General features: G+C 73.5%; 16 protein-coding genes. 7 read left to right on the top strand and 9 right to left on the bottom strand.

All coding sequences use genetic code 11. The features are described 5' to 3' along the window. Position 1 precedes the first annotated feature (1 nt). Complete coding sequence (gene glxA / locus ACZ3TI_RS20830; protein ID WP_465728190.1) at positions 2–1,933, top strand: radical copper oxidase GlxA; 1,932 nt, start codon at positions 2–4, stop codon at positions 1,931–1,933. Positions 1,934–2,010: 77 nt separating this feature from the next. On the opposite strand, the gene ACZ3TI_RS20825 is transcribed toward glxA, so the two are convergent. From ACZ3TI_RS20825 to ACZ3TI_RS20810, 4 genes are all read right to left on the bottom strand, one after another. After that, entirely contained in the window at positions 2,011–3,045 is a 1,035-nt protein-coding gene (locus ACZ3TI_RS20825; RefSeq protein WP_465728188.1) for a glycoside hydrolase family 6 protein, read from the bottom strand. A 190-nt stretch (positions 3,046–3,235) separates the two neighbouring features. Further along, positions 3,236–3,964 carry a uracil-DNA glycosylase gene (locus ACZ3TI_RS20820; protein WP_465728186.1) on the bottom strand — a complete coding sequence of 243 codons (729 nt, stop codon included), beginning with the start codon at positions 3,962–3,964 and terminating at the stop codon, positions 3,236–3,238. Positions 3,965–4,042: 78 nt separating this feature from the next. Further along, positions 4,043–5,275 (bottom strand): low temperature requirement protein A, encoded by a 1,233-nt coding sequence (locus ACZ3TI_RS20815; RefSeq protein WP_465728184.1) that lies wholly within the window; start codon positions 5,273–5,275, stop codon positions 4,043–4,045. A gap of 89 nt (positions 5,276–5,364) precedes the next feature. Continuing rightward, a complete protein-coding gene (locus ACZ3TI_RS20810; protein WP_355671925.1) occupies positions 5,365–6,144 on the bottom strand; it encodes an HAD-IIA family hydrolase in 780 nt (259 codons plus the stop codon). A 220-nt stretch (positions 6,145–6,364) separates the two neighbouring features. Between ACZ3TI_RS20810 and ACZ3TI_RS20805 the strand changes: the two genes are divergently transcribed. Next, complete coding sequence (locus tag ACZ3TI_RS20805) at positions 6,365–7,453, top strand: Gfo/Idh/MocA family oxidoreductase (protein WP_465728181.1); 1,089 nt, start codon at positions 6,365–6,367, stop codon at positions 7,451–7,453. Between the two features lie 84 nt (positions 7,454–7,537). Here the strand turns inward: ACZ3TI_RS20805 and ACZ3TI_RS20800 are convergent, their stop codons facing one another. Continuing rightward, positions 7,538–7,960 (bottom strand): type II toxin-antitoxin system VapC family toxin, encoded by a 423-nt coding sequence (locus ACZ3TI_RS20800; RefSeq protein ID WP_380611408.1) that lies wholly within the window; start codon positions 7,958–7,960, stop codon positions 7,538–7,540. Beyond that, complete coding sequence (locus tag ACZ3TI_RS20795) at positions 7,953–8,237, bottom strand: type II toxin-antitoxin system Phd/YefM family antitoxin (protein ID WP_097237775.1); 285 nt, start codon at positions 8,235–8,237, stop codon at positions 7,953–7,955. Before ACZ3TI_RS20795 ends, ACZ3TI_RS20800 begins: the two co-directional genes overlap by 8 nt. Positions 8,238–8,464: 227 nt before the next feature. Between ACZ3TI_RS20795 and ACZ3TI_RS20790 the strand changes: the two genes are divergently transcribed. After that, positions 8,465–8,758, top strand: coding sequence for a DUF6412 domain-containing protein (locus ACZ3TI_RS20790; RefSeq protein ID WP_465728178.1), 294 nt, complete (start codon positions 8,465–8,467; stop codon positions 8,756–8,758). Between the two features lie 159 nt (positions 8,759–8,917). Beyond that, positions 8,918–9,619, top strand: coding sequence for a YidC/Oxa1 family membrane protein insertase (locus ACZ3TI_RS20785; protein WP_465728176.1), 702 nt, complete (start codon positions 8,918–8,920; stop codon positions 9,617–9,619). A 22-nt stretch (positions 9,620–9,641) separates the two neighbouring features. Here the strand turns inward: ACZ3TI_RS20785 and ACZ3TI_RS20780 are convergent, their stop codons facing one another. Continuing rightward, the gene (locus ACZ3TI_RS20780; protein ID WP_465728174.1) at positions 9,642–10,325 is read right to left on the bottom strand and encodes an HAD family hydrolase; all 684 of its coding nucleotides are present in this window, start codon (positions 10,323–10,325) and stop codon (positions 9,642–9,644) included. Between the two features lie 77 nt (positions 10,326–10,402). Continuing rightward, the gene (locus ACZ3TI_RS20775; protein ID WP_465728172.1) at positions 10,403–10,981 is read right to left on the bottom strand and encodes an NUDIX domain-containing protein; all 579 of its coding nucleotides are present in this window, start codon (positions 10,979–10,981) and stop codon (positions 10,403–10,405) included. Positions 10,982–11,327: 346 nt separating this feature from the next. On the opposite strand from ACZ3TI_RS20775, the gene ACZ3TI_RS20770 reads away from it, so the two are divergent. Further along, positions 11,328–12,095: a CDP-alcohol phosphatidyltransferase family protein gene (locus tag ACZ3TI_RS20770; protein WP_465728170.1), complete on the top strand. Its 768-nt coding sequence runs from the start codon at positions 11,328–11,330 to the stop codon at positions 12,093–12,095. 178 nt (positions 12,096–12,273) lie between these two features. Then, positions 12,274–12,900: a hypothetical protein gene (locus ACZ3TI_RS20765; protein WP_465728168.1), complete on the top strand. Its 627-nt coding sequence runs from the start codon at positions 12,274–12,276 to the stop codon at positions 12,898–12,900. 51 nt (positions 12,901–12,951) lie between these two features. Here the strand turns inward: ACZ3TI_RS20765 and ACZ3TI_RS20760 are convergent, their stop codons facing one another. Further along, positions 12,952–13,293 carry an ArsR/SmtB family transcription factor gene (locus ACZ3TI_RS20760; RefSeq protein ID WP_465728166.1) on the bottom strand — a complete coding sequence of 114 codons (342 nt, stop codon included), beginning with the start codon at positions 13,291–13,293 and terminating at the stop codon, positions 12,952–12,954. Positions 13,294–13,405: 112 nt separating this feature from the next. Between ACZ3TI_RS20760 and ACZ3TI_RS20755 the strand changes: the two genes are divergently transcribed. Then, positions 13,406–14,392: a quinone oxidoreductase family protein gene (locus tag ACZ3TI_RS20755; RefSeq protein WP_465728164.1), complete on the top strand. Its 987-nt coding sequence runs from the start codon at positions 13,406–13,408 to the stop codon at positions 14,390–14,392. The last annotated feature ends 57 nt before the right edge of the window (positions 14,393–14,449 follow it).

Genomic DNA, 14,449 nt, shown 5'->3' with positions numbered 1-14,449 from the left:
CGTGAGGATCCACAAGACCGGCCGCACCAGGCGCTTCGCCCTCGGCAGCACCGTCGCGCTGACGGTGGCCGGGATGAACGCGCCGGCCGTCCTCGGCTTCGCGACCCAGCAGTACCACCACTACGTGATCAACCAGCCCGAGTACAAGGCGCAGTACGGCCACTGGCAGACCCTGACGCTGCCCGCCGAGTTCCGGGTCAACGCCGTCCACGCCACCCTGCTGCGCACCGGCAAGGTCCTGATCGTGGCCGGCTCCGGCAACGACGAGAAGCAGTTCGACGCGGGCGCCTTCCGGAGCCTGCTCTGGGATCCGGTCGGGAACAGCTACAAGCTGATACCCACCCCGGCGGACATGTTCTGCGGCGGTCACGCCTCGCTGCCGGACGGCCGGGTCCTGGTGGCCGGTGGCACCCAGCGGTACGAGAAGCTGGCGGGCGCGGTGAAGAAGGCGGCCGGCGTCATGCGGGTGCGCAACGAGAGCCCGGAGCACGCCCGGACCTTCCCGAAGGGCACCGTCTTCGTCGGCCCGAACGGCCGCGAGTACGCCACCACCGTCCCGGTGACGGTCCCGGCGGCGACCAAGACCGGCTCCGGTAAGCAGACCGTCGTCACCGCCGGCGAGCAGCACGTGTTCGTGGAGGCGGTCGGAACCGGCCCCGACTACGTCGTCGGCTCCCCCGCCCAGTACCGGGTCAAGGGGCTGAGCGGCGCCGACGCCCACGACCTGTACGGGCAGAGCGACAAGCTGACCCTGGACAAGCAGGAGTACCAGGGCATCCGCTCCGCCTTCGAGTTCAACCCGGACACCGAGCTGTACGAGCCGGTCACCGACATGGCATACGCCCGCTGGTACCCCACGCTGACCGGGCTGGGCGACGGCCGGGTGGTCACCGTCTCCGGGCTGGACGACACCGGGGAGATCCTCAACGGCAACGACAACGAGATCTACGACCCGAAACTCAAGAACTGGTCCAAGGCGCCCGAGCGCTACTTCCCGACCTACCCGTCGATCTTCCTGACCGCCTCCGGGAAGCTCTTCTACTCCGGCTCCAACGCCGGTTACGGCCCCGCCGACAAGGGCCGCGAGCCCGGCCTGTGGGACCTGTCGAACAACAGCTTCCAGCCCGTCCCCGGCCTGCGCGACCCGGGCCTGACCGAGACCTCCTCCTCGGTGCTGCTGCCGCCCGCGCAGGCCCAGAAGGTGATGCTGCTCGGCGGCGGTGGAGTCGGCGAGTCGCCGCTGTCCACGGCGCGCACCGACATCGCCGACCTCACCGCCGCCAAGCCCGCCTACACCCCGGGCCCGGACCTGCCGGCCGGCGGCACCCGCTACCTCAACAGCGTGATCCTCCCGGACGACACCGTCTTCACCACCGGCGGCTCCAGCGGCTACCGCGGCCGGGGCGACAGCGACCTGCTCAAGGCGCAGGTGTACCACCCGGACTCCAACGGCTTCACCCCCGCCGCCGAGCCGTCCGTCGGCCGCGACTACCACTCGGAGGCGCTGCTGCTGCCCGACGGCCGGGTCGCCGTGTTCGGCTCCAACCCGCTCTTCGCGGACAAGGCCGAGACCCAGCCGGGTGGCTTCGAGCAGCGCATCGAGATCTACACCCCGCCCTACCTGTACCGCGGAGACCGCCCGCAGGTGGGCGCCGCCCCGCAGGCGGCGAAGCTCGGCGGCACCCTCAGCGTCGGCACCTCCCGGCCGGACGCGGTCGCCACCGCCAAGCTGATCCGGCCGAGTTCGGTCACCCACGCCACCGACGTCGAACAGCGCTCGGTGGCCCTGGACATCACCGGGCGGACGGCGGACAGCGTCTCGCTCACCCTCCCCGGCAACCCCAACCTGCTGCCGCCGGGCTGGTACATGCTGTTCCTGACGGACACCGCCGGCACTCCGTCGGCGGCCCGCTGGATCCAGGTCACCGGGTGAACACCCGGCGGGCCGGCGCGTCACCTCACCGCACCGCCTCAGCGCATCACCTCACCGCACCGCCTCAGCCCGTCATCTCACCGCACCGCCTGCGCCAGCCCGAGCGCGTACGGCAGCCAGAACTCGCCCGCCCGGGGCTCGCCGCGGCCGCAGTCGCCGTCAGACTCCCCCGGGTTCTTGATCCACAGGTAGGCGTCCACCCCGGGCCGGCCGGTGTCGGTGGTCGGCTCGTCGCCGAGCGCGCGCCCGGGCGGGTTGCACCAGGAGGTGCCGCCCAGCGCGCCGTTGCCGCTGCGGCTGGTGTCGATCACGAAGTGCTTCCCGCCCAGTGCGGCGGAGAGCCGGGCGCCGTACGCCGCGTTCCGGTCGGTGTCGTAGAAGTTGGCGACGTTCACGGCGAAGCCGTCCGCCGCGGCGATGCCCGCCTTGCGCAGGGCGGCGGCCAGCTCCTCCGGCTCCTGCGCCCAACCGGGGTTGCCCGCGTCCAGGTAGACCCGGACGTTCGGACGCTTCTTCAACTCCTGGACGGCGAAGGCCAGCAGACCGTACCGCTCGGCCGCCAGGTCGCCCTTGATGCCGCAGTTGTCCAGGGTGTGCGCGACGGCGTCCGGCTCCAGCACCACCCAGGCCCTCCGGTCACCCAGGGCCTGCGCGACGCCGGTGATCCAGGCCCGGTAGGCGGCGGCGTCGGACGCACCGCCGGCCGAGTACTGACCGCAGTCGCGGTGCGGGATGTCGTACGCGACGAAGACCGCCGTCCGGCCCGCCTCGGCGGCCCGGCTGCTCACCTGCTCGGCGATCTCCCGAGCACCCTGCTCACCGAGCCACTGCGAGGAGGGCTGGGAGGCGATCCGCTGCAGCACGTCGGCCTCCGCCGTGCGGCCCTGGCCGCGCAGCGCGGTCATCTGCCGGGCGGCGTTGGTCTGGTCGGAGACGTAGAAGGCCTGTCCGGGCAGCTGGGCGAGGCCCCCGGGGGCGGTGGCCGGACCCGCGCCGGTGGTGCCGCCGGGTGCTGCGGAGGTCGCAGAGGCGGACGCGGGACCGGGCTTGCCGCCGTCGGTACCGCTACAGCCCGACACGGTCACCAGCGCCCCGGCCAGAGCCGCCCCCACGGCCCAGCGCGAAGCCCTCGCCCACCGAAACGTCCCCGCCCGCCCCAGCCCGTGCACGCGCTGCCCCTCCCAGGCCGGTCCGGCGACCGGTCGGCACCAGCTAAGCACACCCGGAACCGGCCCACGGCCACCCGCGGTGAACGACAAGTGGCCGTGGGCGCACGGGAGATCGAACCCGTCCGGACCTCGCTCAGCCCTGCTTCAGGTTGGGCACCTGCCAGTCGATCGCCTCACCGCCGAAGCCGTCCAGCGCGGCATTGATCTGCGAGAACGGACGGCTACCGAAGAACAGCTTGGCCGACAGCGGCGACGGGTGCGCACCCTGCACCACCACGTGCTTCTCGGTGTCGATCAGCGGCAGCTTCTTCTTCGCATAGTTGCCCCACAGCACGAAGACCACCGGCTCCTCGCGCTCGCTCACCGCCTTGATCACCGCGTCGGTGAACTTCTCCCAGCCCTTCGCCTTGTGCGAGTTCGCCTCGTGCGCGCGGACCGTGAGCACCGCGTTGAGCAGCAGCACGCCCTGCTCGGCCCAGTGCATCAGGTAGCCGTTGTCCGGGGCCGGGATGCCCAGGTCGGCGTCCAGCTCCTTGAAGATGTTGCGCAGCGACGGCGGCGTCTTGGTGCCGGGCAGCACCGAGAAGCTCATGCCGTGGGCCTGGCCGTTGTCGTGGTACGGGTCCTGCCCGAGCACTAGCACCCGGACCTTGTCGTACGGGGTCGCCTCCAGCGCCGCGAACTCCTGGCCGCTCGGCGGGAACACCTCGTGCTCCGCGCGCTGAGCCGCCACGAAGGCCGCCAGCTCGGCGAAGTACGGCTTCTCCGTCTCGGCGCCCAGCACCCCGCGCCAGGACTCGGGCAGCTCCAGCCCGCCACCCCCGCCGGCCTCGACCACGCCCGCCTCGACCGTGTCCGTCACGACATCTACCTCCCACACCGCGGCTGCTGCGCCGCACGCCCTCTTTCACCCCGAACGCTACACAGGCCCACCGACAACTCACTCCACAGGAGCGGAGGAGGGGGGAGCGGTGGGGCCTGCGGCCGCTGGGGGAACAGGCGCGGAAGCCGGAGCTGCACCGGCAGCCCGCGAGGCGCGTTCCACCCGGAGGTGCTCCAGCACGTTGAGCGCCACCAGCAGGACCGCCAGCGTCGCCAGCACCACGAGTGCCGGCAGCCGCACCATCGCGGGGACCAGCGCCAGCACCACCGCCGCTGCGGCGATCCGGGTCGTCGCGACCTGCCGGAACATCATCCAACGCGTGTACCCGAAGGTCAGCAGGTACAGCCCGCATCCGCCGTACAGCAGCGTCACCGACCCCGGGCCGAGTGCCTGCCTCGGGTCCGCGACCGTCTCGCCGAAGCCGACCGCCACCCCGATCACCCCGGCGACCAGCGCCAGGTGCCCGTACTGGAAGACCCGCCGGACCACGTCCCGGCGCGAGTCGGCGATCACCACGGCGTGCCGCATGGCGTCGGCCGCGTACACGAAGTACTGCCACCACAGGCCCGCCGAGATGGTGAACGCGACCGCCACGGCGGCGAGCTCGGCCGCGTCCAGGCGGGCGGAGGCCGCCGTGCCGCCGATCCCGACGATCGACTCGCCGAGCGCCACCAGCAGGAACAGCGCGAACCGCTCCGGCATGTGCGCCGGGTGGTAGGTGACCTTCGCGAGCCGCCGCCGGAACACCAGCGGCGCGGCCAGGTCGCAGAGCGCGGCTGCCGCCCACAGCGCGAGGCGCGGCCCGTCCGGGAGCAGCCCGCCCGCCACCAGCAGCGGTCCGCTGACCAGCACGCCCACCCCGTACGGGCCGCGCCAGACGCCCGGGATGCGGACCAGCAGGAGCAGCAGCACCACCCGGGCCAGCCAGTAGGCGGCGCCGAGCAGTACGCCCCGCCCGCCGTACGCGCCGGGGATCGCGAGCGCCATGAACAGGCCGGTCAGGCCGACCAGCAGGATGCCCAGGCGGTCCCGCAGGTTGTCCACGTCCCGGATGTTGGCCTGCACGGTGGTGCCCACCCAGCACCAGTACACCGGCACGAACACCACCAGCGCCCGGACCAGGCCGGCCGGGTCGTGGTGGTGGTGCAGCAGGCCGGAGACCTGGGTGATCGCGAAGACGAAGACCAGGTCGAAGTAGAGCTCCGCCCAGGTGACCCGCTTCTCCTCCCCCTCCCCCGGCCCCGCCGGCCCCGTCGGTTCCAGCCCCGGTGATTCCCCCGTCGTGCTCATCCGCGTCTTGCCTCCCCGCAAGCCGAAACGTACGAAGCGGGCCCCGTCCGGCGAACGGCCGGACGGGGCCCACGACAGCACCGCAGAGGCTAGACCAGCTCGACCAGGTCCGCGATGGACTTGACCACCCGGGTCGGCCGGTACGGGAAGCGCTCCACGTCGGCGGCGGAGGTCAGACCGGTGAGCACCAGGATGGTCTCCATGCCGGCCTCCATGCCCGCGACGATGTCGGTGTCCATCCGGTCGCCGATCATCACGGCGGTCTCGGAGTGGGCGCCGGCGGTGTTCAGCGCCTCGCGCATCATCAGCGGGTTGGGCTTGCCGACGAAGTACGGGTCGACGCCGGTCGCCTTGGTGATCAGGGCCGCGACCGAGCCGGTGGCCGGCAGCACGCCCTCGGGGGAGGGGCCGGTCTCGTCCGGGTTGGTGCAGATGAACCGGGCGCCTTGGTTGATCAGGCGGATCGCCTTGGTGAGCGCCTCGAAGGAGTAGGTGCGGGTCTCGCCGAGGACCACGTAGTCGGGGTTGTTGTCGGTCAGGACGTACCCGGCCTGGTACAGCGCGGTGGTGAGCCCCGCCTCGCCGATCACGTAGGCGGTGCCGTTCGGGCGCTGGCTCTTGAGGAACTTCGCGGTCGCCAGGGCGGAGGTCCAGATGCACTCCTCCGGCACCTCCAGGCCCATCCCGGCCAGGCGGGCGCTGAGGTCCCGCGGGGTGTAGATCGAGTTGTTGGTGAGGACGAGGAAGGGCTTGCCGGACTCCCGCAGCCTGCGCAGGAACTCCTCCGCCCCGGGGATGGGCGTGCCCTCGTGGATGAGGACCCCGTCCATGTCGGTCAGCCAGGACTCAATGGGCTTGCGGTCTGCCACGTGCGTGTCTCCCGAAGTGTTGCAACGTCGTGCGTCGTGTTGCGTCGTGCGAGGGCCCTGACGCGGCACAGCCTAATCCGCACACCTGGCCGACGGCAGTACGTCCCGCCCACCGGAACGGACCGGTGCACCCTCCCGCCGCGGCCGGTCGTCCTGCGCGATCCGAGGTGGCGGACACCAAACCGGGAGCAACCGGTCGCCTCGTGATTGAGTAGGCCGCATGAACCCGCAGACTGCCCGCCCCCTGCCCGACCGGCCGCTGCGCGTCGGATTGATCGGCTACGGCCTGGCCGGCTCCGCCTTCCACGCGCCGCTGATCGCCACCACGCCGGGGCTGCGGCTGGACGCCGTGGTCACCGCCAACCCCGAGCGCCGCGAGCAGCTGGCCCGCGAACACCCCGGTGCCCGCGCCGTAGACACCCCCGAGCAGCTGCTCGCCGACCCGGACGCGCTCGACCTGGTCGTCATCGCCTCGCCCAACCGCACCCACGCCCCGCTCGCCCGGGCCGCCCTGCGGGCCGGCCTGGCCACCGTGGTGGACAAGCCGCTGGCCGGCACCGCCGCCGAGGCGGAGGAGCTGTGCCGGCTCGCCGAGGAGCGGGGCGTCCTGCTCTCCGTCTTCCAGAACCGGCGCTGGGACGGCGACTTCCTCACCGCCGGCCGTCTGGTACGCGGTGGCGCGCTGGGCCGGGTGCACCGCTTCGAGTCCCGCTTCGAGCGCTTCCGCCCCAAGCCGAAGCCGGGCTGGCGCGAGCTGGCCGATCCGGCCGAGGTCGGCGGCACGCTGTACGACCTGGGCAGCCACCTGGTCGACCAGGCGCTCACGCTGTTCGGCCCGGTCGAGACGGTGTACGCGGAGATCGACGTGCGGCGCGACGGCGCGGTCGTGGACGACGACGCCTTCCTGGCCCTCACCCACGCCTCCGGCACCCGCTCGCACCTGTGGACCAGCGCCGTCACCCCGCTGATCGGCCCCCGGCTGCGGGTGCTCGGCGACACCGCCGGCTACGTGAAGCCCGGCATGGACCCGCAGGAGGCCGACCTGCGGGCGGGCCTGCGCCCCGACGGCACCCGCCCCTGGGGCGCCGACCAGCCCGCGAACTACGGCACCCTCGGCACCGACGAGTCCGTGGTCTCCCTCCCGACCGACCCGGGCGACTACCCCGCCTACTACGCGGGCATCGCCGCCGCCCTGGCCGACCCGGGCACCCCGCCCCCGGTCGACCCGCGCGACGCGGTGGCCACCCTCACCGTCCTGGAGGCCGCCCGCACCTCCGCCGCGACCGGTACGACGGTCCGCCTGGACTGAGGAACTCCTCCCCGGGACCTGCCGCCGCCACGGACTCGACTCCTACGATGACCGACCGGGTCGAACGGGACGGAACCGCCGCCCTCACACCCCGATGACCTCCACCGCCGAGCCCAGCCCCCGGAAGTCCGCCACGTTGCGGGTGTACAGCGGCAGCCCGTGCGCGGAGGCGACGGCGGCGATCATCAGGTCGATCCGCCGCGGCCGCGGCTGTCGTCCGGCGGCGATGGTCAGGGTGACCAGCGTCCCGTAGCGGGCGGCGGCGGCCGCGTCGAAGGGCAGCGGGTCGAAGTCGGCCATCGCCGCGCCCAGCACCTCCAGCCTGGCCGCCCGGCTGACCGGGTCGCGGGCCATGGACACGCCCTGCTGCAGCTCCGCGAAGGTGATCGCGGTCAGCTCCGGCACGGCCGGCAGGTCCGCCGGGTTGAGCAGCGCCAGGTCGATGTACACACAGGTGTCCAGCACCCCGGCGGGCCGCCGCCGGGACGCCCTCCGGCGCTCAGCCACGCCGCCGCTCGAACGGGTCGTCGCCCTCGTCCCCCACCAGCTCCTCGGGCCCGAAGTCCTCCTCGGCCTCCTTGCGCATCTGCTGGTAGTCCACCCGCGGCAGCTTCACGTGCCGCGCCACCAGCTCCTCCGCCGTGAGCCGCCGCCGCCCGGACACCGGTCGCAGCTCGGCGACCTCGACCCCGTTCCTGGTGATGTGGAAGGTCTCCCCCGCCTCCACCGCATCCATCACCGCGGCGGAGTTGTTCCGGAACTCCCGCTGGGTAATCGTCCTCATGCCTTCCAAGGTAGCCCCGCGTAGCACCGATGGCTACACCCCTGCACGTCCGGCAGAACGCCCGCCTCGCGGGGCTCCGGATCCGTGGGTTCCGGGGCCGTTGCGGGTGCGGGTGTGCGCGGGGGATCCACCGTGACGGATGCCGCGACGGGAAGGGAACCCGCGAGGTCGTAGGATCGTCCTGCTTGTACGACCGGAACCGGCGAGACACCGAGGGGAGCGGAACCATGGCTGTCGTTGCGATGCTGCTGGGGCTGCTCCGGGTGGTGACCGGGGACCTGGCGGGCAGCAGCGGGACGTTGGCGTCCGTCGCGGCCGTCGCGGCCGTGGTGCTGGTGGCCGGGGCGGTTGCCGGGACGCTGGCGGGGGCTCGGCTCCTGGGGGCGCGGGCGCCGGCGGCGGTGCGCAGCGGGGTGCTGCGGCGTCGGGCGTTCCGTACCGCGTTCCTTCCGCAGCGTGATCCGGATGCCCGGGGCAGGCGACGCCCCAGGGCGCCGGGGGCGGCCCCGGCGGCCGCGTAAGCCCTTGCAGTTCCGTTGATCCGTACGTGATTCCGCGACTCCGAGATTCCGCGATTCGGTGACTCGGCAATTCGGTGATTCCGTACGTCGATCCGCATTCTTCGCGGCCGTCCTCCGTCGACCACTCGTGTTCCGAGACCCCGGAGGGCTCGCTCCACCATGTCCGTTCTCGCTGTTCTCGACCCGGCTGTCGCCGTCGCGCACGCCGTCGTCGCCACCATCGCCCACGTCCTGCCGACCGCGCTGGCGATCGTCCTGTTCACCGTTGCCGTTCGGCTCGCGCTGCACCCGCTGGCGCGGGCGGCGGCGCGTGGGGAGAAGGCCCGGACCGTGCTCGCGCCGAAGGTCGCGGCGCTGCGGAAGAAGTACGAGAAGCGCCCGGAGAAGTTGCAGGAGGCGCTGGCCGAGATGTACCGGAAGGAGCAGGTGTCGCCGTTCGCGGGGTGTCTGCCGCTGCTGGTGCAGATTCCGTTCTTCTCGGTGATGTACCGGCTGTTCACCACCCCGAACGACCTGCTCGGCGACACCCTGTTCGGGGTGCCACTGGGTCTGCACGTCGGCGGTGCGCAGGGCGTCGGGCAGGTGGCGGTGTTCGTGGTGCTGTACGCGGGGCTGGCGGCGGTCGGCTTCGTCAACTTCCGCCGGGCGCGGCGTGCGGCGGCGACGGCTGCGGCGCAGCCCGCCCCTCAGCCGGGGGCGGGGCTGCTGCCGTACCTGTCGTTCGGGTCGGTGCTGTTCGCGCTGCTGGTGCCGGTGGCGGCCGCGCTGTACCTGCTGACGACGAGTGCGTGGTCGGCCGCCGAGCGGGCCTGGCTGTACCGGGACGGGACACCGGTGCCGGCGGCCGCGCTCGTCGGCTAGGCGCCGTACCGCCGGCCGCCGGTCAGAAGTGGCGCAGCAGCTCGGGGAAGGCTCCGAGCTGCAGCGTCGCCGCGTCGGGGGCGAGTTCCTCGTGCTCCAGCACCCAGGTGTGCTCGTGCGGGATGTAGACGGTGCGCAGGCCGGCCCGGCGGGCAGGGGCGATGTCGGACTTGGGCGAGTTGCCGATCATCCAGGTCCGGTCCGGGTCGAGGCCGAGGTCGGCGGTCAGCTGCCGGTAGGTGTCGACCGACTTCTCGGCCACGATGTGGATGCCCCGGAAGTGGTGGTCGATGGTGGACGCCGTCACCTTGCCCTGCTGCTCGTCCTGGTCGCCCTTGGTGAGCAGCAGCAGGTGGTGGCGGTCGGCGAGGGCGCTGAGGGTGTCGGCGACGCCGGGGATCAGCTCGACCTGCCGGCTGGTCAGCGGGGTGAGCAGGTCGTCGATCCGGGCGTGCTCCGCCGCGGCGGGCGTACGGCCGGTGAGCTGCTGCAGGCAGTCGGCGAGGCTCTGCCGGAAGACGGCGGCGCCGTAGCCGAGGGTGGCGGAGTTGGCGGCTTCGATGCCGTCCAGGAGGGACCGGGTGCGGTCCCGCTCGGCCGGGGTGGCGACCCAGTCCAGGAAGCCGTCGATGACCCGCTCGAAGAGGACGTTGTTCTCCCAGAGGGTGTCGTCGGCGTCGAAGATGAGGATCTGGTCGGTGTGCATCCGGTGGTCTCCAGGGCAGGGCGCGTCAAAGGCGGGCGGGTGCGGCGGGCGGCCGCGGCGTCAGGCGGGCAGGGGCGTCAGGCGGGCGGGAGCAGCCGGGCGGCGCGGTCGAGGGTCTCGCGGAGGTTGTCCTCGGTGGTCCGCCGCTTGGCCTCCTCGACGGTGAGCCACTCCAGCGGGGAGGCCGGGTTCTCCGGCCGGGCCCGGTCCGGGGTGTCGGTCGCCAGGAGGAAGCGCAGGTCGGCGTGGTCGTGGGCGGGTTCGACGGGCGAGGCCGGGACGGGGACCACGACGAGGTGGACCAGGGCTGCGTCGGGCCACGGGGCGAGGTCGGTCAGACCGGTCTCCTCGCGGCCCTCGCGCAGGGCGATGTCGAGCGGCCGGGTCTCCCCCGGGTCGCCGTGGCCGCCGACCTGCAGCCAGGCCTGCTGGCGGACGTGCCAGCGCAGCAGGACGCGGCGGGTCGGCGGGTGGACGATCAGCGCGGAGGCGGTGAAGTGGAGCGGGAGGGTGCCGCGGTTCCAGGGGTCGGCGGCGGCGCCGAGGAGGCGGCGGGCCCGCTCGTGGTCGGCGGTCTCCACCGGGCCGTGCGGGCGGTGGTCGTCCAGCAGTCGGGCCAGGTCGGGGCCGTGGGGCGCGGCGCCTTTGGTCACCATGGATCTGTACTCCTCGTTCTGCTCCGGGACCGATCCGGGGGCGTTCCCGACCCGCCTCGGACCACCTCGGACCGCCGACGACGGCGTCTGACGCATCGGACGGCACATCGGAGGACGCGTCGGGTCGCTGTCAACCGGCTTGCGGGGAACGGCTGGTCGGGCCCGGGGCTTCCGGTTCCGGCGAACCCGCGCAGCCTAGCCCGGGGGTGGTCGGACGGCCCACCGGTTTTCGCCCTGCCCCACCGGCGGTGCCGCTGCGCCGCAGGGGCCGTACCGGCTGATCGGGGCGTCCCCCGGAGGCCGTAGCCTGTGCTGATCGTTACGGGACAGGTGGAGGGATGTCGACATGGTGGCTGCTCCGGCGCTCGCCGAGCTGCGCGAGGTGTGCCAGCCGCAGGCCAAGCTGCAGAGCCGCAACGGTGAGCACTGGGCGGGTCGGATGTACATGCGGGCGATCTCGCTGCGGACCACCCGGCAGCTGGTCCGCACCTCGGTGTCGCCGAACACCCTGACCTGGGCGATGGTGGTATGCGGGGTCGGCGGCGGGGCGGCCCTGCTGATCCCGGGCCTGACCGGCGCGGTGCTGGCGGCCGTACTGTTCCAGCTGTTCCTGCTGTTCGACTGCGTGGACGGCGAAGTGGCGCGCTGGAAGCGCCAGTTCAGCATGGCCGGGGTGTACGTGGACCGGCTCGGCGCCTATCTGGCGGACGCCGCGCTGATGATCGGCGCCGGTGTCCGGGCGGCGCGCGGCGGCTCGGAGCTGTGGGTGTCGGCGGGTCTCGCGGCGGCGCTGGGTGTGGTGCTGCTCAAGGCCTCGACGGACCTGGTGGACGTGGCCCGCGCCCGCAGCGGGCAGCCGCCGGCGGACGAGGAGTCGACGCAGCCGCGGTCGCAGGGCATCGCGACGGCCCGTCGGCTCGCCTCGGTGTTCAAGATCCACCGGGTGACCAACGGCATCGAGGCCTCGCTGGTGCTGCTGGCGGCGGCCGCGGTCGACGCCGGGCTCGGCAACCTGGACGCGACCCGGGCGGCGCTGGCGGGGATCACGGTGATCACCTGGGGCATGGTGGTCGCGCACCTGGCGTCGATCCTGTCCTCCTCGCGCCTGCGCTGAGCGCACCCGGCGACTCGCTCCCGGCGAACCGCGCCCGGCGAACGGCGCCCGGCAAACCGCCTGGCGGCTCGCTCCCGGCAAGGGGTGACGCGGCCCTCCCCCGCCCGGGGGAGGGTCTCCGGCGAAGCCCGCCGCCGGGCTGACGCGACCGGCCGGGGCCGCGCGCGAGGGTAGGGGCATGACGATGACCCAGCCCGCTTCCCGCACCGCGCACACCACCGGAACCGGCACCGACGCCGCGCGGTCCACCGCCGTCGCGACTGCCGTGCCCGCCCCGCCGCGGTGGGCCGTGCGCGCCGCCCACGTCGCGGCCGTCACCGCGCTGCCGGCCGGCCTGTGGCGGCTCGGGCTGGTCGCGGGCTGGCACGGCGGGTACACCGACGCGGGCTACCAGGCGATGGGCTTCGGCGGGTGGGGTGCGGTGTGGCCGGTCTTCCTGAGCCTGTTCACCGAGGCGCTGGCCCTGCTCACCCTCGGGCTGGTCCGCCCCTGGGGCACGGTGCCGCCGCGCTGGGTACCGTTCGTCGGCGGGCGCCCGGTCAATCCCCGTGCGGTGGTCCGCGTGGCCTCGCTCGGCGCCGCCGGCCTGGCGCTGCTCTGGACGCCCTTCGCCGCGTGGTGGGCGATGCCGGGCACGGGCATGACCCCGCTGGGCCACTTCCTGGTCGGTTTCCTCTACCTGCCCACCGTCGCCTGGGCCCCGCTGCTCGCCGCCGTCACCGTGTCGTACCACCGCCGCCACCGGACGGCAGCGGCGGCTGCGGCGGCGCTCACGGACACGGGCACGGGCGCCGCAGCGATGTGACGCGGAGCGACTGCAGCGCGACCTGGACCGGTTCGGGATCCGCGCCCGCGTCTACCCCTCGGAGGCCGTGCGGACGTAGGCGGCGAGGATGGTGTCGAGGAGGCCGGGGAAGCGCTGCTCCAGGTCGACCGTCCGCAGGGCGGAGAAGCGGCGGTTGGCCTCCTCGCGCTGGCTGATCAGGCCGGACTCGCGCAGCACCTTGAAGTGGTGACTGAGGGTGGAGGGCGCGACGTCCACCGGGAAGGTGCCGCAGGCCCGTTCGGGTTCGGATCGCAGAACGCGGACGATGGTCATCCGGGTGGGGTCGGAGAGCGCGTGCAGGACGTCGAGGAGGTCGATCTCCTCGGTCGCGGGGTGCGCGGGCGCCGGTCGGCGACGGGTACTGCGGGGCACGGTCAGACCTCCCTGATCTGCGATGTTCGACATCCATGGAAATTGCGTGGTACCACTGTCCCACCGAACCAATTTCGTAGTTCGTCGAACATCGTAGCCGAGGGGGCCCGACATGCGCGCACTGGTGATGACCGCACCCGGTGGAGCCGAGAACTCGCAGGTCCGGGAGGTCGAGGCGCCGCGCCCCGGCCCCGGGCAGGTGGCGATCGACGTCGCCTACGCCGGACTGAACTTTGTCGACGTGATGACCCGCCGCGGCGACGCCGCCTACGCCGCCGACTGGCCGTACCGGCCCGGCAAGGAGGTCGCCGGAACGGTCCGGGAGGTCGGCGAGGGCGTCACCGGACCGGCCGTCGGCGACCGGGTGGTCGCCGCACCGGTCGGCGCGGGGCTCGCGGAGGTGGTCGTCGCGGAGGCGGCGCTCACCGTGCCGCTGCCCGACGGGGTGGCGTTGCGCGAGGCCGCCGCCGTCCCGCTGGGCCTGGCCACCTCGGTGCTGCTGCTGACCGACGCCGGCCGCTTCGACGCCGGGGACACCGTCCTGGTGCACTCGGCGGGCGGCGGGATCGGCAACGCCGTCGCCCAGCTCGTCCCGCTGCTCGGCGGCGGCCGGCTGATCGGCACCGTCGGCCGCCCCGAGAAGGCCGCCGCCGCGATCGCCTCCGGCTACGACCACGCCTTCGCCCGGGACGAGGCGCTGCCCGAGGCGATCCGGGCCGCCACCGACGGCCGGGGCGTCGACCTGGTGCTCGACCCGCTGGGCACCGAGGCCCTGGAGCTCGATCTCGCCGTGGCCGCACCCGGCGCCCGGATCGTCCTGTTCGGCAACGCGGGCGGCGGCGCCGTCGCCGACCTGCCCCCGCTCAGCCGCCTGATGGCGGGCAATCTGGCCGTCACCGGCTTCAGCCACCGCGGCCTGGCCGCCACCGCCCCCGACCGCCTGGCCCGGGCCATCCGCCGGGTCCTCGACCTCCTCGCCGGGGGCGGCCTGAAGCTGCCCGTCACCGAACTGCCCGACCTGGCCGCCGTCCCGGCCGCCCACGACGCGATGGAGGAGGGGCGGGCGACGGGGAAGTACGTGGTGCGGGTGGGCGGTTGAACCCCGGCGGCTGTTCGGCCGGCAGAGGCGGACCGGGGCACCCGGGGTGCCCGGCCC

The organism is Kitasatospora sp. NPDC023120 (assembly GCF_055560835.1).
The sequence above is the reverse complement of the archived record's forward strand: the minus strand, read 5'-3'. Positions and strand labels throughout refer to the sequence as shown.